The 18,432-nt window shown below is 57.3% G+C and carries 15 protein-coding genes and 1 other RNA gene; 3 read left to right on the forward strand and 13 right to left on the reverse strand.

Features of this window, described 5'->3' with window-relative positions; translation table 11 throughout:
• The 10 genes from JHL21_RS04510 to rsmH form a co-directional block, all read right to left on the reverse strand.
• Positions 1–921, reverse strand: a complete 921-nt coding sequence (locus JHL21_RS04510) for a D-alanine--D-alanine ligase (protein ID WP_200212083.1) — start codon at positions 919–921, stop codon at positions 1–3.
• A complete protein-coding gene (gene murC / locus JHL21_RS04515; RefSeq protein ID WP_199530891.1) occupies positions 918–2,336 on the reverse strand; it encodes a UDP-N-acetylmuramate--L-alanine ligase in 1,419 nt (472 codons plus the stop codon). The genes JHL21_RS04510 and murC overlap by 4 nt, the downstream gene beginning before the upstream one ends.
• Positions 2,333–3,451 (reverse strand): undecaprenyldiphospho-muramoylpentapeptide beta-N-acetylglucosaminyltransferase, encoded by a 1,119-nt coding sequence (gene murG, locus JHL21_RS04520; RefSeq protein ID WP_200212085.1) that lies wholly within the window; start codon positions 3,449–3,451, stop codon positions 2,333–2,335. The genes murC and murG overlap by 4 nt, the downstream gene beginning before the upstream one ends.
• Positions 3,448–4,611, reverse strand: a complete 1,164-nt coding sequence (locus JHL21_RS04525) for an FtsW/RodA/SpoVE family cell cycle protein (RefSeq protein WP_169195265.1) — start codon at positions 4,609–4,611, stop codon at positions 3,448–3,450. The genes murG and JHL21_RS04525 overlap by 4 nt, the downstream gene beginning before the upstream one ends.
• Positions 4,612–4,769: 158 nt before the next feature.
• On the reverse strand, positions 4,770–5,855 hold the full coding sequence (gene mraY / locus JHL21_RS04530) for a phospho-N-acetylmuramoyl-pentapeptide-transferase (protein WP_169195150.1): 1,086 nt from the start codon (positions 5,853–5,855) through the stop codon (positions 4,770–4,772).
• A gap of 27 nt (positions 5,856–5,882) precedes the next feature.
• Positions 5,883–7,280 carry a UDP-N-acetylmuramoyl-tripeptide--D-alanyl-D-alanine ligase gene (gene murF, locus JHL21_RS04535; protein ID WP_200212086.1) on the reverse strand — a complete coding sequence of 466 codons (1,398 nt, stop codon included), beginning with the start codon at positions 7,278–7,280 and terminating at the stop codon, positions 5,883–5,885.
• Positions 7,281–7,423: 143 nt separating this feature from the next.
• The gene (locus JHL21_RS04540) at positions 7,424–8,866 is read right to left on the reverse strand and encodes a UDP-N-acetylmuramoyl-L-alanyl-D-glutamate--2,6-diaminopimelate ligase (RefSeq protein WP_254081910.1); all 1,443 of its coding nucleotides are present in this window, start codon (positions 8,864–8,866) and stop codon (positions 7,424–7,426) included.
• A 3-nt stretch (positions 8,867–8,869) separates the two neighbouring features.
• The gene (locus tag JHL21_RS04545) at positions 8,870–10,606 is read right to left on the reverse strand and encodes a penicillin-binding protein 2 (RefSeq protein ID WP_200212087.1); all 1,737 of its coding nucleotides are present in this window, start codon (positions 10,604–10,606) and stop codon (positions 8,870–8,872) included.
• Positions 10,606–10,989, reverse strand: a complete 384-nt coding sequence (locus JHL21_RS04550; protein WP_200212088.1) for a hypothetical protein — start codon at positions 10,987–10,989, stop codon at positions 10,606–10,608. Before JHL21_RS04550 ends, JHL21_RS04545 begins: the two co-directional genes overlap by 1 nt.
• Entirely contained in the window at positions 10,989–11,987 is a 999-nt protein-coding gene (rsmH, locus tag JHL21_RS04555; protein WP_200212089.1) for a 16S rRNA (cytosine(1402)-N(4))-methyltransferase RsmH, read from the reverse strand. The genes JHL21_RS04550 and rsmH overlap by 1 nt, the downstream gene beginning before the upstream one ends.
• 190 nt (positions 11,988–12,177) lie before the next feature.
• On the opposite strand from rsmH, the gene JHL21_RS04560 reads away from it, so the two are divergent.
• The 3 genes from JHL21_RS04560 to JHL21_RS04570 are packed head-to-tail and all read left to right on the forward strand — an operon-like array spanning position 12,178 to position 15,157.
• Positions 12,178–13,674 (forward strand): CHASE3 domain-containing protein, encoded by a 1,497-nt coding sequence (locus JHL21_RS04560; protein ID WP_200212090.1) that lies wholly within the window; start codon positions 12,178–12,180, stop codon positions 13,672–13,674.
• Entirely contained in the window at positions 13,671–14,114 is a 444-nt protein-coding gene (locus JHL21_RS04565; protein WP_169195144.1) for a response regulator, read from the forward strand. The genes JHL21_RS04560 and JHL21_RS04565 overlap by 4 nt, the downstream gene beginning before the upstream one ends.
• A gap of 5 nt (positions 14,115–14,119) precedes the next feature.
• Positions 14,120–15,157: a histidine kinase dimerization/phosphoacceptor domain -containing protein gene (locus JHL21_RS04570; protein ID WP_200212091.1), complete on the forward strand. Its 1,038-nt coding sequence runs from the start codon at positions 14,120–14,122 to the stop codon at positions 15,155–15,157.
• A gap of 292 nt (positions 15,158–15,449) precedes the next feature.
• On the opposite strand, the gene JHL21_RS04575 is transcribed toward JHL21_RS04570, so the two are convergent.
• The 3 genes from JHL21_RS04575 to rnpB form a co-directional block, all read right to left on the reverse strand.
• Positions 15,450–16,727: a saccharopine dehydrogenase family protein gene (locus JHL21_RS04575; RefSeq protein ID WP_200212093.1), complete on the reverse strand. Its 1,278-nt coding sequence runs from the start codon at positions 16,725–16,727 to the stop codon at positions 15,450–15,452.
• Between the two features lie 43 nt (positions 16,728–16,770).
• Positions 16,771–17,871 carry a carboxynorspermidine decarboxylase gene (nspC, locus tag JHL21_RS04580; protein WP_200212094.1) on the reverse strand — a complete coding sequence of 367 codons (1,101 nt, stop codon included), beginning with the start codon at positions 17,869–17,871 and terminating at the stop codon, positions 16,771–16,773.
• A 163-nt stretch (positions 17,872–18,034) separates the two neighbouring features.
• An RNA gene (gene rnpB, locus JHL21_RS04585) (RNase P RNA component class A) lies at positions 18,035–18,418 on the reverse strand.
• Positions 18,419–18,432 lie beyond the last annotated feature (14 nt).

Raw genomic sequence — 18,432 nt, forward strand, 5'->3', positions numbered from 1 at the left:
TTACCTGTTGCAACTCGCGTCCTCCACCATCCAGGAGACTAGATCTTCGTAAGTGTGTCCGGCATGCAGAGCCTGCTCGGGCACCAGGGATGTCGCTGTCATACCCGGCTGGGTGTTGATTTCGAGACAAACCAGTTCGCCATCTTCCCCAGCTGCCTCGTTGTACCGGAAGTCACTTCTGGTCACGCCTCGGCATCCGAGTGCTGCATGGGCAGCTAGTGCGAGCTTTTGCACTTTGTCGTAAATTTTCGGTTTCAGATCGGCAGGCAAAATATGCACCGACCCACCAGCCGCATATTTTGCTTCATAATTGTAGAAGCTGAGGTTTGTGACGATCTCTGTCACCCCTAGCGCCACATTACCCATCACTGCGCAGGTGAGTTCACGGCCCGGAATAAACCGTTCAACCATGACCTCTTCGCCATTATTCCAATCTTCGCGCAACAGTTCCTGCGGCGGATGACCAGTCTCGGCCTTGACGATAAAAACGCCAAAGCTGGAGCCATCGGCGATCGGCTTGATCACATAAGGCGGGGCCATAACGTGATCGCGCGCCGCCTCTGCCCTGGTCACGATGACGTGATCAGTGACTGGGATACCCGCAGCCTTGAAGGCGATCTTGGCCTGATGCTTATTCATCGCCAGCGCCGAAGCCATCACGCCAGAATGGGTGTATGGGATTTCGAGCAGTTCCAGCACGCCCTGGATCATGCCGCTTTCGCCAAACGGGCCATGCAAAGCGTTGAACGCCACATCCGGCTTGAGCTGACGCAGCACGTCGGCAACGTCACGGCCAACGTCAACCTCGGTCACCCGATAGCCCGCATTGCGCAGAGCCGCAGCACAGCCAGCGCCAGAGCTCAGCGACACGGGACGCTCGTTCGACCAACCACCCATCAAGACCGCGACATGCTTGCTCATTGTGCAGCCTCATTCTGTGCAGCAGCCAATTGCGCTGGAAGCGCGGCCGCCCATTGCGTGATATTGCCGGCGCCTAGGCACACGACATAATCGCCTGCTGCCGTGCGTTCCGCCAGAATTGCGGCAAGGTCTTCAGGCCCTGCAAGAACACGCGCATCGCGATGGCCACGGGCCCGAATGCGGTTGACCAATTCATCATTGGTCACGCCCTCAATCGGCTGTTCGCCCGCAGCATAGATCGGCGCCACGAGCACGGTGTCTGCGTCGTTGAAGCAGGCCGCGAAATCATCAAACAGATCCTGCACACGGCTAAAGCGGTGCGGCTGAACAATCGCGACCACATCGCGTCGTGCCGATTGGCGCGCTGCTTTCAATACTGCCGCGATTTCAACGGGGTGGTGGCCATAGTCGTCAATCACTGTCACGCCGCCTGCTTCACCTGTCTTGGTGAAGCGACGCTTGACGCCCGTAAAGCCCTTAAGGCCCTTGCGGATCGCTTCTGCTGGCACATGCAGCTGGTCCGCCACGGCAATCGCTGCGGTCGCATTGAGCGCATTGTGAATGCCCGGCATTGGCAGCTCGAGCCCATCAATCCGCAATTGCGTCTGACGAATACGGTCACGGATTTCGACCGAGAAGGTCTGAACGCCGTCATGATTTTCGACATCGATCAGGCGCACGTCTGCCTGCGGATTGCGCCCATAGGTGACAACACGACGATCGCGAATTTCGCCAACCAGCGACTGCACAATCGGATGATCGAGGCACATTACCGCAAAGCCGTAGAACGGCACATTCTCAACGAACTGGTGGAAGGCCTTCTTCACGCCTTCAAAGTCACCGTAGTGATCAAGGTGTTCAGGGTCGATATTGGTCACGACCGCCACGTCCGCCGGCAGCTTCACGAAAGTGCCGTCGCTTTCGTCTGCCTCAACCACCATCCATTCACCGCCACCAAGACGGGCATTGGTGCCATAGGCATTGATGATACCGCCGTTGATCACGGTCGGATCAAGATTGCCGGCATCGAGCAGCGCCGCGACCAGCGTGGTCGTCGTCGTCTTGCCATGCGTGCCGCCAATAGCAATCGCGGTCTTAAACCGCATGATTTCGGCCAGCATTTCAGCGCGACGCACCACAGGCAAAGCCCGCGCCCGCGCTTCCATCAGCTCAGGATTGTCTTTCTTGATCGCCGAGGAGATCACCACGACTTCAGCCAGCCCGAGGTTGTCGCCGCTCTGACCGATCTCAACCTTGATCCCCATGTCGCGCAAGCGCTGAACATTGGGATTAAGCGAGGCGTCGGAGCCCTGCACCGTGTAGCCCTGGTTATGAAGGATTTCGGCGATACCGCTCATGCCAATGCCGCCAATGCCGATAAAATGGACCGGCCCGATGTTCCGCGGCATCTTCATGATGGAATTCCTTCATTCGTCTTTGGTGCAAGCCCAGCGATTTGCTCGGCAAGGTCGGCCAGTTTCTCGACAGCCTGAGGCTGACCCAAGGCTCTGGCAGCCTCAGCGGCTTGCTGTAATTTGGCAGGATTGCTGAACAGGTTCTGCAACCGAGTGGCAAGCGATTGCGGTGAGAGTGTGTCTTGCTCCATCACCCAGCCGCCGCCGCCCTCTTCGAGCACCTGGCCATTGTATTTCTGATCGCTATCGAGCGCGCCCGGCAGCGGTATCAAAATCGCTGGACGCCCGATAATGCAAAGCTCATTTACGGTGGAAGCGCCCGAGCGTCCAATCACCAAATGCGCATTGGCGATCCGCTCTGGCAAGTCGCCAATGAAACTCGCCAGCTCCACATTGGTGCGCGATTGGCGGTAGCTTTCCGTCACGCGATCAATGTCTTCTGGACGCGCCTGCTGAACAATCTGGAAACGCGAACGCAGCGCATCCGGCAAAAGCGCAATCGCCGCCGGAACCACATCGGAGGTGAAGCGCGCGCCTTGGCTGCCGCCAGTCACCACGAGCCGGATCGGACCGACAGCGTCGAGCGCGGGATAAGGTCGACCCGCTACGGCACGAACGCGGTCACGCGCCGGATTACCCGTCACCACTGACGCCACTTTTTGCGCATCAGCAAATTTCGTTTTGCCGAAGCTCAGCGCCAGCGTATGCGCGAAACGGGTCAGCGCCCGGTTGGCGCGCCCCATAACTGCGTTTTGCTCGTGCAGAATGCCCGACACACCGGCCAGCTTCGCCGCGATGAACGGCGGGAATGTCGGATAGCCACCAAAGCCAATAACAGCGGCAGGCTTATCCTTAGCGAAAATGCCATAGGCCTTTGCCACGCCGCGCAGAATAGTGAAACCCGCACCCGCGGCCTTCACCAAATTCGCGCCTGAAGGGGTGGCGGAGGGGACGATATGGATCGCCTTGGCCGGGAAATCCGCACCATAGGCTTCCACGCGATGGTCCGTCATCAGCTCGACGACATGACCACGGCGTTGCAGCTCTTGAGCCAGCGCCATAGCCGGGAACAGGTGCCCACCGGTCCCACCGGCAATAAGAATAAAGCTGCTCATTCTGCGGGGGCCACCACTGCACTGCGATACGAAGGAATGCCGGTCGCCATACGCTCTTCCGGCTTGGTACGGGTCAATGCGAGCATCAGCCCCATACCAAAGGCCACTGCGAACATGGACGTGCCGCCATAAGAGACGAATGGCAGCGTCATCCCTTTGGGTGGGATCAGGTTCAGGTTCACAGCGAGATTGATGCCCGACTGCATCGCAAACTGCACGGCAATGGTCGATGCGGCCAATCGCGCAAACAGACTTGTCTGACGCTGCGCCGAGATCATCGCGCGGATCACGATAAAGGCGATGAGACCAACAAGGCCCATGCAGAATAGAATACCAAACTCACCCGCCGCCGCCGAGAACACATAGTCAGCATGCGCGTCGGGAATGAGCTTTTTGGCCAGCGACTCGCCCGGACCACGCCCAAACCACCCGCCTTCCAGCAGGGACTGAATGGCGCGGTCAATCTGATAGGTATTGCCACCAGCGTCAGGATTGATGAACGTATCGATACGGCGCGACACGTGCGGGAAGAACATATAGGCCCCTGCCAGCGCACTGACCGCCAGTAGCCCAAGCCCAATAATCACCCACCAGCTAATCCCGGAAAAAAACAGCAACACGGCCCAGGTGGCGACGACAAGCGCGGTCTGCCCAACGTCCGGCTGCAACAGCAGCGCCGCCACGATCAGGACCATGAGCCCAGCGGCCATCCAGCGCCCAGGGACGTTGCGATGGATGAGCGATTCAGAAAACAGCCACGCGCTGATCACCGCGAAGGCAGGCTTGACGAATTCCGATGGCTGAATGGATTGCCCGGCGAGCGAAACCCACCGGCGCGCCCCCTTAACCTCGGTCCCGAAGTAGAGGGTCGCCCAGAGCAATACTGTCATCACCACCAGCACGAAGAGCGCGCTCAAGCGTGCTTGGCGGTGAGACAGTAGAGAGGTTGCCAGCATAACTGGCACCGCCAAGACGCAGAACATGGCATGGCGGATTACAAAGTGCCACTCATCGAGCCCGATGCGTTCAGCCACAGCAGGGCTTGCGCCAAAGCTGAGGACCATCCCACACGCCAAAAGCATAATCAGAGCGCCGAGCAGCTCGCGGTCAATCGACCACCACCATTCGGCAAGCCAAGTTTTTTCAGCACGGGAGAACATCATCGGGAAAGCCCGGTTACGCGGTACAACTTACTTCGATTTGTAACCAACGATGGTTACCGATTTGCCAAGGCATTTGCGTTTTGCAAAAGCGTGATCAGAAAAAAACAAACCCCGGCGAACCGGGGCTTGCTTGGAATTTCAAGGACTTGACCGACTTAGCGGAGCTTGAGGCTCGACAGACCAATCAGCGCCAAAACAAAAGAAATGATCCAGAAGCGAATAACCACCTGACTTTCCGTCCATCCCAGATGCTCGAAGTGGTGATGGATGGGCGCCATTCGGAAAACGCGCTTCCCTGTTAGCTTGAACGAGGTCACCTGCACGATCACAGAAACCGTCTCCAGAACGAAGAGACCACCGATGATGCAGAGGACGATTTCGTGCTTAGTCGCGACCGCGATCGTGCCCAAAGCACCACCCAAGGCGAGCGAACCTGTGTCACCCATAAAGATCTGCGCCGGTGGCGCGTTGAACCACAGGAACCCTAGCCCTGCTCCGATCAGCGCACCGCACACAACCGCCAATTCAGCCGTACCCGGCACGGAATTGAGGAAGAGATAGTCCGCGTAGTTCTGCGAACCAACAACATAGGCGATGAGGCCAAAGCAAGCCGCCGCAACCATCACCGGCACAATCGCCAAACCATCGAGGCCATCTGTCAGGTTCACCGAATTGCCCGCAGCAACCACGACGAAACCGCCGAACAGAATGTAGAAATAGCCAAGGTTGATGGCGAGGTCTTTCACGAACGGGAAGACCAGCGAAGTGCCATAAGAGCCCGAAGCAAGCTGGGAAATCGCAAAGGCCGCAACACCACCGATCAGCGCTTCCAACAGCAAGCGCTGCTTGGAGCCGAAGCCCTTGTGGCTCATGCGCTTGACCTTGAGATAGTCGTCGTAAAACCCAATCGCGCCAAAGCCGATGGTTACGAACAACACCACCCAGACATAACCATTGGTCAGGTTCGACCACAGCAGAGTTGAGATCACCGCGCCCGAAAGGATCATCAACCCGCCCATTGTCGGGGTGCCCTTTTTGGTCAGCAAGTGTCCAGCAGGACCATCTTCACGAATTGGCTGTCCACGTCCCTGTTTCAGGCGCAGCAGGGAGATCATCCCCGGGCCGAACATGAAAACGAAGAACAACGCCGTTACAACTGCTCCAGTTGTACGGAAGGTGATGTACCGGAAGACGTTGAAGGCTGACACGGAGTCGCCCAACTGGCCGAGAAAATAGAGCATTCTATTCCGCTATTCTTGTTGGGGATTTCAGCTGTTTGAGAATTTCTGTGTGATGGCGCTGACAATACGCGCCAGACCAACCCCGTTCGATCCTTTGATCATAACTGCGTCGCCAAACGCAAGATCATCTATGATCACCTTTTGGGCTTGTTCAACACTCTGATGATGGCTGGCCACAATGCCAGCGGGCAGAGCCTGTCCGAGAGCCGCCATATGCTGGCCCACGAGATGCACGCGCGTCGCGCCCGACGCCAGTACGGCTGGTGCAAGGCCCGCGTGCAACGCGTTCGCCGTGTCACCCAATTCTCTCATATCGCCCAACACGATGACCTTGCGACCATTCGCTGGCGTTACGGAGGCGAACACATCCAAAGCCGCGCCCATGGAGGCGGTGTTGGCATTATAGCTCTCGTCGATCAGCAACAAAGGCTTATCGGCTGATCCAAAATTGGTGCGCTGTCCCCGCCCCGGCTGCGCACCCAAACGCGCTAAAGTGTGCAGGGCAAAACCCATATCGATGCCCGCGAGGTCCGCCACAATCAGCGCTGCCGTTGCGTTGACCAGCATATGCCGCCCGGCAACGCTCAGCTCAAGCGCATAGCGTTCCCCACCACGCTCAACCGTGGCCGTACTGCCATCAGCTCTCGTCACAACATCAACGATCTGCCAATCGACACCGGCCGAAAAACCGTAGGTGATGACCCGGGCAACGCCTGCAGCGCTGGCCGCTTGCATCAGAATATCAATCTGCGGGTGATCGGCATTGATCACCGCCGTGCCACCGGGCTCAAGCCCGTCGAAAATCTCCGCCTTAGCCAGCGCGATGTTTTCCAGCGAACCAAGGTTTTCCAAATGCGCTGGCGCCACATTGGTGATCACCGCCACATGGGGGCGCACCAGCTTGCTTAACGGGCGAATTTCGTCGGGCGCGCTCATGCCCATTTCAAACACACCGAACTGCGCCGTTTCCGGCATCCGCGCCAGCATCAGCGGCACGCCCCAGTGGTTATTAAAGCTCTTGATCGAGTAATGCGTTTCGCCAGCTGTTTCGAGCACAGTGCGAATGGCTTCCTTAGTCGTGGTCTTCCCCACGCTTCCGGTCACACCAACGATAAACGCCCGGCTCCGCGCCCGCGCTGCCCGCGCCATGTCACGCAACCCGCCCAAGGCGTCAGCAACGACAATACGCCCCTCGCCCACGCTTTTGCCGTCTGTGACCAGAGCTGCCGCTGCGCCATTGGCGATAGCGGTATCGACAAAATCATGGCCGTCGAAGCGATCGCCCTTGATCGCCACAAACAGGGCATCACGGCCAAGATCACGGGAGTCGATTGAGACCGAGTTGATCTCAGTCGCACTCACACCGGCCGCGCGCCCACCGGTCGCTGCGAGAATGGCATCAAGCGTAAAAAGTGGAGGGGTCATGAAATTAGCTGTCGTTGAGAGAAGCGCAGTTGGTGACGCAAAAAGTCAGAGCACCGTTCTATAGCGAAATTGAGGTGATGGACCACGCGTGTCACTTTCCCCCAAAACAATAACGCCGGACTATGAGGTCCGGCGCCATCGTATTAGCCCTTGATCGCTTCCAGAACCACTTCGTGGTCCGAGAAGTGCGATTTGGTGGTTCCGATGATCTGGTAGGTTTCGTGGCCCTTGCCAGCGACCAGAAGCACGTCGCCTTTCTTGAGGCGCTTCACCGCGGCAAAGATCGCCTCACGACGATCCGCGATTTCCTCAGCGCCCTTGGCACCAACCATCACCTCAGCGCGAATTGCAGCCGCGTCTTCGGTGCGTGGATTATCGTCCGTGACGATCACTTCGTCCGCCAGATTGCTGGCGATCTCACCCATCTGCGGACGCTTGCCCTTGTCGCGATCCCCGCCACAACCGAACACCACGCGCAGCTTGTTCGGCGCGTATGGACGCAAAGTGGTCAGAGCCGTGCGCAGTGCTTCGGGCTTATGCGAATAGTCCACGAAAATGGCTGCGCCATTGTGCTCGGCAACCAGCTCAAGACGCCCAACAGCGCCCACAAGTTCTGGCAGTGCTGCAAACACATCAGCCTTATCAACACCCGAAGACATCGCCAGAGCGGCCGCTACCAGCGTGTTCGAAACCTGGAATTCACCAGGGATTTTGAGGTGGAAACTGACGAGTTCGCCAATATGGCGGATCTCAACGCGCTGGCCATAACCTTCAGGCTTGATCGAAAGCAGCTCGATATAAGCGCCTTCACGACCGACCGTGAGCAATGTTGCGCTGGCCGAAAGGGCCGCGAACATAAACGCTTCGTGTTCCGGATCATCGACGTTGACGATTGCCGCGCCGCCATCAACCAGAAGCTCGGTGAACAGACGCAGCTTGGCGTTCTTATACTCTTCCATGTCAGCGTGATAATCGAGGTGATCACGGCTGAGATTGGTAAAAGCGACCGCTTCAAAGTGGATACCGTCAAGGCGGCGCTGGTCCAGACCATGGCTCGACGCTTCGAGCGCCACATGGTCAATCCCCTGCGCCTTGAGCGCGCGCATGGCCTGATGCAGCGTGCGGCTGTCTGGCGTGGTCAGAGCGCCGTCGATACGACGGTTGCTCGTCTCAATACCCAGCGTACCAATGCTTGCACCCGGCACCCCGACTTCGTCCCAAATCTGGCGAACAAATGATGCAACGGAAGTTTTGCCATTCGTGCCGGTTACAGCCACCAGCATTTCTGGCTGCGGCTCAAACACGCGGCTTGCCGCGCGCGCATAGGCAGCGCGAACATCGGGAACCACGATCACTGGCACGCCCGGGTCACCCGGAGGCGTCACATCCGTCACAACAGCAAGCGCGCCGCGTTCGACCGCGTCAGCGATAAACTGATTACCGTGCACCTTAACGCCCGGCAGAGCGAAAAAGACATCGCCCGGTTCAATACGCCGGCTGTCCGAATTCAACCCGAATACGGCACCAAGGCCCTTTTTTGGGCGGGCGCCAGATCCCTCGAGCAGTTGGCTAACGCTTATGGACAACAGTCAAAATCCTTCTGGATAGAGCTGCCGCACTGATTGCGGAACGATCTGTTGATCCAGCAGCTCACTAAATTCTGGCGCAATACCCAGCATTGGTGCAATCCGTTGCACGATCCGGCCGGTCATATGCCCCGCATTCCAACCTGCGGTGGTGCCTGACCGTTCATTTTCTGCCTTTGGCTCATCGACCATCACGACCATAGCATAGCGCGGATTATCGAGTGGGAAGGCAGACGCGAAAAAGTTCGTCACCTTGCTCGATGAATAGCGGCCATCAACCACTTTTTCTGCAGTACCAGTCTTCCCGCCAACGCGGTAGCCCAGCGCAAGCTTATTCATCTGCGAACCGGAACCGCCAACCGAGATTGCGTTCAACCGCATCAAATAGCGGACGTATTCGCTGGTCTGCGCACTCACCACTGGCTCATAAAGCTTCTCTGCGTCAGCAATCGAGCGCTTGAATAGCGTTGGGGCAATATAGTTGCCGCCATTGAGCAGAGCTGTGTGCGCCATAACCATGTGCAGCGGCGACACCGAAAGACCGTGACCGAAGGATGCCGTAGCGGCACCCACTTCTGAGAACGACTTTGGAATGGTCGGAGAGCGCATTTCAGGCAATTCAAACTCGACGCGTTCGTCAAACTTGAGACGGCTGAGGAAGGCGCGGAAATTGTCTTTACCCATCGCCTGCATCACCCGGATCGTCCCGATGTTAGACGAGTATTTGTAAACTTCCGGCAACGCGAGGATACGGTTTTTACCGTGGAAGTCGCTAATGGTGTACCGACCGAAGCGTACGCCATAGCGCGCATCGAACTTGTCCGTGATACGGACAGTCCCGGAGTCCAGCGCCCCCGCGATGGTGATGGTCTTGAAAATCGAGCCGGGCTCAAAGATGCCCGAAGTGATCCGGTTGAATGTATCTTTGACCAATGCAGACGCTGGCTCATTCGGATTGAAGTCCGGCAGCGATGCCATCGCAACAACTTCACCCGAATAGATGTCGATAATGACGCCCGCGGCTGCAATCGCCTGATAGCGCGCCATCGAATCCTGCATCTCCTGATGCAGAATATGCTGCACACGCATATCAACCGAGAGCTCAATCGGCGTCAGCGCATTGCCGCGCGCAAGACCAAGCTCCTGCAACACCGCAAGGTGGTCGGTATCGACATAGCGCTCAATGCCGGCAATGCCCTGATTGTCGACGTTGGTCGACCCCAGAATATGGGCCGCCTCGCTCATCGCCGGATAGAAGCGCTTGGATTCCGTGATGAAATCAATGCCCGGAATACCGAGGCGCATCACTTGCTCTTGGATAGCAGGCGTCAGTTCACGCTGGACCCACACAAAGCCCTTTTCGCCCGTCAGTCGCTTGCGCAGCCATTCCTCATCAAGGCTCGGCAACACGGTGCGAAGCTTGGAGACAGCCTCTTCAACGTCAATAATGCGACGCGGCTCGGCATAGAGCGAAGGCACACGAATATCGACCGCCATCTCCAGACCATTGCGGTCCAGAATGGGCGGGCGCGACGCCATAATCGCGTCACGCGTTTGCCCTTCGATCGATTGATCAGGCACAACCATGCCCAGCTGAATGAGGCGGCCGCCCACCAGGCCAAAGCCCATCACGACAGCCAAAATCATCCACCGAATACGCGCCTGCGTCAGGTTCCCGCGCTGCTTACGCGAGCCCTCTAACGCAATGGTCGGCGGCATTCCCTCGGCGACGATAGCCATTATTCGGCTCCATCCAGTTCAATGATGGCGTCGATTGGATCAACGCCTTCTGCGATCGCTTCAAACAAGGCATCCATCGATGCCGCATCGGGCTTTTCGGGGCGCATCGGCAAAGCCGCAAAGGCCCCAAATTGCTCTTGCGCAACGGGGGTCAATTCCAGCTCAACCTGATGGCGCTTCACAATGGGATCGATGTGACCGGGCTGATTAAGCACCGCCCAGTCAGCTTTGAGCAAAGAGAGTTCCCCCTCCTGCTCATTGATTTTCAGGGCCAACGCAGTTCGCTCAGCCGCCGTGCCTTCAATGGAAAACTTGAGCGCGTAGACGCCCGAAAGCATCGCCACCGACACAAACAGCAGGAAAATGTTGACGCTGCGGATCATTACGCTTCTCGCACTTCCGGAACACCCAGACCACGCAACTGCACCGGACGGGCAGCATCAGTGGTGCGGCGCGCGCTGCGCAGCACAGCCGAACGCGAGCGCGGATTGCGCGACAGCTCGGCCTCGCCTGCCTTGACGGCCTTAGCGACCGGATGCCAACGCCGCGCTTCAGCCTGCACTTGCGGCAGGTGACGCGATGCGGTCGGACCACCCTTGTCAGGGTCAAAGAAGCGCTTGACGATGCGATCTTCCAACGAATGGAAGCTCACCACGGCCAGCGTACCCTCTTCGCCCAAAAGGCGTTCAGCCGCGAACAGGCCTTCAACCAATTGGTCGAATTCCCCATTCACAGCGATCCGCAAGGCTTGGAACGAGCGCGTTGCCGGATGCGCGTCACCGGGCTTACGACCGATGGCCTTCTCGATGATCTTTGCGAGTTGCAGCGTCGTGGTAATCGGCCCGTCTTCGCGCGCAGCAACAATGAACTGGGCGATACGGCGAGATTTGCGCTCTTCGCCGAACGCATAGAGCAAGTTCGCCAGCGCTTCCGTTTCCAGCTCATTGACCAGATCAGCAGCACTCGTGCCTGAACTGCTCATGCGCATATCCAAAGGCCCGTCGCGCATAAATGAGAAGCCTCGTTCGGCCTGATCAAGCTGCATAGACGACACGCCAATGTCGAGCACAACGCCATCAATCGGCCCAAAGGGCGCGGCCAGCGTATCGAGAGCCGAGAATGTGCCAGCAACAAAATGGAAGGTATCGGGGAATTCAGCGCGCAACCGCTCGACATGCGGAGCAACGGTCGGGTCGCGGTCGATCCCGATGACAGTCGCGCCAGCCTGCAGCAGCGCACGCGAATAGCCGCCTGCGCCGAACGTACCGTCGACGATTTTCATTCCCGGTGCGGGCTTCAAAGCCCAAAGCACTTCGTCCAACAAAACCGGTAGATGTGGCCCTGCTGTCACGTCTGACTCGGGCAGATTTGGCTTGCCCATATTCGGCAAAACTCCATCACCGGCAAAACGCGCCGGTTACAAAAACTCATCCCCTATTTTGCAATGGGACCTTTAAGATTTTGTTTCCCATTCACCTGACGGCGGAACCACTCACGATCTCGTGACTTATATTCTTCATTGCGCCTGTAAAATATTCAGGCGATTAAATATGTGCCTGCCGAGATTTCAGATGCCAATTACCAACAAAACATTCATCCGATCGACAGCACTCTTAATGCTCACCGGCTTGATCGCCCTGATCGGCATCGTCGGGACCAATATTTGGTTGGTCGAGCGCTCCCAAGGCTATTTCCAGGAAGTTATTGATGCGCGCTCCATACGCCGCGCATCTGTCGACCTACTCGGATCATTGCAGGATATGGAAACCGGGCAGCGCGGCTATTTGCTGACCCAGGACCGAAAATATCTTGAGCCATACGAACAGCATATTGAGGCAATCGATCGGAACCTGGCCGATCTGAATGCCAGCCTCAGTCAAATTGAAAACGCTCAAGAATCGTTGCAACGACTGAGCACCAATATCGCCTACAAGCGCGCCGAGCTCGCGGACACCCTAACCCTCGCTGATAGCCAAGGTTTCCCTGCCGCGATTGAGCGGGTCCGCAGCGACAGTGGTAAGCAAGCGATGGATGACATCCGGGCTTTCCTCACGGCTGTGATGACAGGCGCGGATGATCGAATCTCTGCCGGCGCTGAGAACCAAGAAAACACGATCAATTTTCTACGCCTCGTCACTGTCGTGGGTGGCGCGGTCATTCTGCTTGTGGTCAGCGGCTCCATCTGGACCATGATTTCCTACATGCGCGAACTGGCCCTTGCGCGCAAAGAGATTGAAGAAGCGAACCTCGGGCTCGAAGCGCGCGTCGCCGATCGCACCAAAGAGCTGGGCAAGGCCAATGAGGAAATCCAGCGCTTCGCCTATATCGTCACACACGATCTGCGCGCCCCGCTCGTCAACGTTATGGGCTTTACCAGTGAAATGGAAACAGGCGTGGCTGCCGTGCGGACCTATATGGAACTGCACCCGCCTGCCCCCGGCGACACAGTGGCTGAGGAAGCCCATCTGGCCGCCTCTGAAGATCTTCCCGAGGCCGTCACCTTCATTCGTGCTGCCACGCGCAAGATGGATAGCCTCATCAACGCTATTCTAAAAATCTCCCGCGAAGGACGGCGCACCTTGCGCCCTGAATCTATTGATCTCAAACGGCTTGTCGAAAGTTCGGCGGCAGCCGTCCACCATCAGCTCGTAGAAGGGCAAGGCGAGATCAATATCGACGTCAAGGTCAACGAGCTGTTCACCGACCGGCTGTCTGTTGAGCAGGTCTTGGGCAATATTCTCGATAATGCCATCAAATACCAAAGCCCAAATCGGCCGCTAAACGTTCGGATCACGGCACGGAACGCGCCCGGCAACCGCGTGATCATTGATGTCGCAGATAATGGGCGCGGCATTGCTGACACCGACCACGAACGCGTCTTCGAGCTCTTCCGCCGCTCTGGCACCCAAAACAATCCTGGCGAAGGCATTGGCCTCGCCCACGTCCGCACCATGGCCCGAAGCCTAGGTGGCGACGTCAAACTGTCATCCAAACTCGGTGCAGGCACCACCTTCACCGTCGATCTTCCGCGCGATCTGCGCGCATACCTAAAGGGAAATGGGGCATGAACAACGCGCGTCCAGTGACCATCGTCATGGTCGAAGATGATGAGGGCCACGCCCGCCTCATCGAGAAAAACATCCGCCGTGCTGGTGTTGCCAACGAAATCCTTGGCTTCACCAACGGCACCGATGCACTCGAATTCCTTCTTGGTCCCGATGGCACCGGCCAAACCAATCAGGGGCGTCAGCTTCTGGTTTTGCTGGACCTCAACCTGCCCGACATGACCGGTATCGATATCCTCGAAAAAGTCAAAGCGAACGAGCATACTCGTCGCTCACCGGTTGTGGTGCTCACCACCACCGATGACCAGCGCGAGATCCAGCGCTGCTATGACCTTGGCGCCAACGTCTACATCACCAAGCCGGTAGACTATGAAGGGTTCGCACATGCCATCAAACAGCTCGGCCTGTTCTTCTCAGTCATGCAAATTCCAGAGGCCGAATAATTTAAATGCCGAATAGAACGCCGACCGTTCTTTATGTTGATGACGACCCGGGGCTGACGCGGCTGGTTCAAAAAGCCATGCAGCGCAGGGGCTTCCACTTCTTCAGCGCTGGCGGCGTTGGCGAAGCGCTGACCCATTTGCAGAATGAGAATATCGATGTCGCCGTGCTTGATCACTACATGCCCGACGGCACCGGCTTGGACATTCTCGCAGGCATGGGCACGCTCGAAAACCGGCCCGGTGTTGTCTATGTGACAGGCGCTGCCGAAACCGAGATTGCCGTGTCCGCCATGAAGTCAGGGGCCACCGACTTCGTCCCCAAGACCGGTTCTGAGCAATTCATGGAACTGCTCTTGGTGGCAATTGATAGCGCCGTCGACAGCGTCAGACTGACCCGAGCCAACGAGCGCGCCAACCGCGAGGCCCGTGAAGCCCGCGAACGCGCCGAGATGCTGTTGGGGGAGGTCAATCATCGCGTCGCCAATTCATTGGCCATGGTCGCCGCGCTCGTCGGATTACAAGCGAACGCTCTAGAGGATCAGGAAGCCAAGCGCGCCCTCTCCGAGACGCAGGCCCGTATCCATGCTGTGGCAGGCGTGCATAGGCACCTTTACACTTCGGGCGACGTCCGCACCGTACAGATCGGCGACTATGTCTCAAGCCTGATCGGCGAACTCGAAAACAGTGTTCAGGCCGAAGGCCAAACCGCGCGCATTAGCACCGATGTGCAGAGCTTCCCGGTACCGACGGAAAAGGTCGCCTCACTCGGGGTCATCCTCATCGAGCTGGTCACCAATGCGCTGAAATATGCCTATGAGGGTCGCGAGCCCGGCGAGATCCGCATCTCGATGCGCTATCTGGATAACAATGTCCGCTTGGTCATTGAGGACGATGGAGTGGGCTGGAGCGGCATAGGCAAGCCGCGTGGCACTGGCCTCGGCACCCGCATCGTCAAGGCCATGGCCCATTCACTCAGTGCCGATGTGATCTACCGTAACGGCCCCGGCACGAGCGTCGAGGTCACCTTCCCACTGAACGGCTGAGCATAGAGGACAGGAGCCAGCTCGTTCGGTACGGCGGCAAATTTAACGATGCCCACGACCAGTGCCAAAACCAGAGCGCCACTCAGGACGTAAAATCTGATGTAGCTGTTTTTGAAGGGGTTTTTCCGACCCTGGATCGGGTCACCACTGTTAGAAGAGTCCATCGAAAGGCCTGTAACTATATTGCAGACAAAAGCCCTTCGCGGGGGAGTGGTTGCACTGACAAACCTAAGTGAGTGCCAGAAATATCAAAGACCGGGATAACTCCCGGCCTTTGATATTTGCTAAAACCCTATGCCAGCTTGGATTTAGCCTTCTGAGCCTTAAACTCAGCCGGGTTAAATTCGCGATCACCCTTGGCGTCACGAATGCGTGTCGGCAGGCCGAGCTTGCCCAAAAGATCAATGAACGGCACAGCTGGCAGTTCTTCGACATTGGCCATGCGATGGCAATCCCACTCGCCCGTAGCGATCAACATTGCAGCCGCAACGGCAGGCACACCAGCCGTATAGGAGATTGCCTGGCTATTGGTCTCAGCAAAGGCTTCTTCGTGGTCTGCGATGTTGTACACCAACAGCTCAGCAGCCTCGCCATTGCGCGTCCCCTTGATCAGGTCGCCAATGAAGGTCTTACCGGTGTAGCCCGGAGCGAGCGACATCGGATCAGGCAACACAGCCTTCACCACCTTAAGCGGCACAACTTCAACGCCTTCTGCCGTTGTCACCGGCTGCTCAGAAAGCAGGCCAAGGTTGTTCAGCACAGTGAAGACATTGATGTAGTGCTCGCCAAAGCCCATCCAGAAACGAACATCTGGAACACCGAGATTGGCCGAGAGCGAATGCACCTCGTCATGGCCGGTGAGATAGGTCGTGTGCGAACCAACGACCGGCAGATCGTCCGTGCGCTTTACCTCGAACATCTTGTTCGCGGTCCACTCGCTGTTCTGCCAGCTCCATACGGTGCCAGTGAATTCGCGGAAGTTGATTTCCGGATCGAAATTGGTCGCAAAATAGCGCCCATGGCTACCAGCGTTGACGTCGATAATATCAATGCTGTCGATCTGGTCGAAATAGGCATTCGCGGCCAGCGACGCATAAGCATTGACCACGCCTGGGTCAAAGCCAGCACCGAGAATGGCGGTGACGCCCTTGCGCTCGCATTCATCGCGATGCTTCCACTCGTAGTTGCCGTACCACGGTGGCGCTTCGCAAATCTTCTTTGGGTCTTCGTGAATTGCTGTGTCGATATAGGCAACACCCGTATCCATACAGGCGCGCAGAACGGACATATTCAAAAACGCAGAACCGGCGTTGATGACGATGTGTGTGTGGGTCTGCTTGATCAGTGCCTTGGTGGCTTCGACATCCATTGCGTCGAGCTTGTGTGCAGCCAAGACTCCAGGGCGCTTAAGCGCCTTCTTGTCCAAAATGCCCGCAACCAGTGCGTCAGCCTTGGACAGCGTTCGGGAGGCAATGTGAATGTCTCCCAAAACATCATTGTGCATTGCAGCCTTATAAGCTGCGACCTGCGCGACACCTCCGGCGCCGATGATCAGTACGTTTTTCTTCAATTGTCACGAAACACCTTTTTATGGGTGGAAAGGTCAGCCAATCCTAAGACAGGCTAGCGAGATAGTCAGAATAGTCGAACGTGCGTACCAGCTCGACATCCCCATTTCGTTTTTTAATAGCGATGGAAGGCATGGCAACACCGTTGAACCAGTTCTTCTTCACCATTGTGTACCCGCCTGCGTTCTGCAGAGAGATACGGTCTCCAACCTTGAGTTCCGTCGGAAAATCATATTCGCCAAACACGTCACCGGCGAGGCACGACTTGCCCGCGATAACATAGTGGTTTGGACCGGCATTCGGTTCCATTTCGGCACTCTGCCGATAGATCAACAGATCCAACATATGGGCTTCAACGGCGCTATCGACAATGGCGACAGACTTTTCGTTTTCGACCACATCTAGAACCGACACTTCCAGCGTCGTTGTTCCAGTGACGATCGCGTCACCGGGCTCAAGATAAACTTGTAGCTGATAGCGCTCAGAAAACGCCTTGAGGCGTGCTGCCAGCGCATCAATGTCGTAGCCAGCGCCGGTAAAGTGAATACCACCACCAAAGCTGACCCACTCTAGCTTCTCGAAAAGGTGACCGAGCTTTTCTTCAAAAGTGTCGAGCAAGGCCGAGAAAGCGACAACACTGTCGTTCTCGCAATTGCAGTGCAGCATGAACCCGCTGATGCGATCCATAACCGCCTCAACCTTGCTGACGTCGCGTTCCCCCAGACGGGAGTATGGTCGCGCCGGATCGGCAAGATCGAAATGGGAATGGCTCACGCCCGGATTGACCCGCAACCCAACTGGCATATGCGCGGCCTTGGCACCAAAACGATCGAGCTGATTGATCGAGTTGAAGATCATCTTATCGGCGTACGAAATCGCTTCGTCGATTTCATCATCGGACCAGGCCACGGAATAAGCGTGGGTTTCCCCGCCAAACTTTTCCTTGCCCAAACGCACTTCATTGAGCGAGCTCGAGGTCGAGCCGTCCATATGCTGGGAGATTTGCGGGAAGGTTGACCAGGTCGAAAACGCCTTCAGCGCCATCACAGCTTTCGCCCCGGAGAGCTCCCGCAGACGATCAACTTTTGCCAGATTGAGATCGAGCTTGGCTTCGTCGATCAGGTAAAACGGTGTTGCCAGGGGCATCGCGCCAACTCCAAAAAAGCGTGTGCCCGCCGGAAATACGGCGGAGGTCCAAGGGGGCCCCGTTTAAGGGAAGATGACGAAAATCGCAAGGGCACACAGGGATATCTCACGGGGTTGCGACCCCACGTCCTGTGGACGCCCCTCCCCACCACCATGGGGAAGGTATGCCAGTTGACCTATAAGCCGGGTTCTGTAAGGCCGCTAAAAGCGACGCGGTGACCATTCATCTGAGGCGGCCGTCGCCGGCGCGCTCGTGCAACCAACCCGGATGATCTGGCCTCGAAACAGGCTGGGCATAAAGCCCGCGTCATCCCTATTTGGTTTTGCTCCCGGTGGGGTTTGCCGTGCGGCCTCTGTCGCCAGACGCCCGGTGCGCTCTTACCGCACCCTTTCATCCTTACCTCGGCATGCCGAGGCGGTTTGCTTTCTGTGGCACTTTCCCTAGGGTCGCCCCCGGCGGCTGTTAGCCGTCACCGTGTTTCGATGGAGCCCGGACTTTCCTCCAACGAGCAGTTACCCACCCGCCAGCGGTCACCCGGTCAACTGACGGTGCCTAAATGC

It is taken from the genome of Devosia sp. WQ 349K1 (genome assembly GCF_016595685.1).
Lineage (GTDB): Bacteria > Pseudomonadota > Alphaproteobacteria > Rhizobiales > Devosiaceae > Devosia.

What these genes read in the sequence shown, in the direction of transcription:
- JHL21_RS04510 (WP_200212083.1), bottom strand. Translation starts at nt 921, where the DNA reads ATGAGCAAGCATGTCGCGGTCTTGATGGGTGGTTGGTCGAACGAGCGT.
- murC (WP_199530891.1), bottom strand. Translation starts at nt 2,336, where the DNA reads ATGAAGATGCCGCGGAACATCGGGCCGGTCCATTTTATCGGCATTGGC.
- murG (WP_200212085.1), bottom strand. Translation starts at nt 3,451, where the DNA reads ATGAGCAGCTTTATTCTTATTGCCGGTGGGACCGGTGGGCACCTGTTC.
- JHL21_RS04525 (WP_169195265.1), bottom strand. Translation starts at nt 4,611, where the DNA reads ATGTTCTCCCGTGCTGAAAAAACTTGGCTTGCCGAATGGTGGTGGTCG.
- mraY (WP_169195150.1), bottom strand. Translation starts at nt 5,855, where the DNA reads ATGCTCTATTTTCTCGGCCAGTTGGGCGACTCCGTGTCAGCCTTCAAC.
- murF (WP_200212086.1), bottom strand. Translation starts at nt 7,280, where the DNA reads ATGACCCCTCCACTTTTTACGCTTGATGCCATTCTCGCAGCGACCGGT.
- JHL21_RS04545 (WP_200212087.1), bottom strand. Translation starts at nt 10,606, where the DNA reads ATGGCTATCGTCGCCGAGGGAATGCCGCCGACCATTGCGTTAGAGGGC.
- JHL21_RS04550 (WP_200212088.1), bottom strand. Translation starts at nt 10,989, where the DNA reads ATGATCCGCAGCGTCAACATTTTCCTGCTGTTTGTGTCGGTGGCGATG.
- rsmH (WP_200212089.1), bottom strand. Translation starts at nt 11,987, where the DNA reads ATGGGCAAGCCAAATCTGCCCGAGTCAGACGTGACAGCAGGGCCACAT.
- JHL21_RS04560 (WP_200212090.1), top strand. Translation starts at nt 12,178, where the DNA reads ATGCCAATTACCAACAAAACATTCATCCGATCGACAGCACTCTTAATG.
- JHL21_RS04565 (WP_169195144.1), top strand. Translation starts at nt 13,671, where the DNA reads ATGAACAACGCGCGTCCAGTGACCATCGTCATGGTCGAAGATGATGAG.
- JHL21_RS04570 (WP_200212091.1), top strand. Translation starts at nt 14,120, where the DNA reads ATGCCGAATAGAACGCCGACCGTTCTTTATGTTGATGACGACCCGGGG.
- nspC (WP_200212094.1), bottom strand. Translation starts at nt 17,871, where the DNA reads ATGCCCCTGGCAACACCGTTTTACCTGATCGACGAAGCCAAGCTCGAT.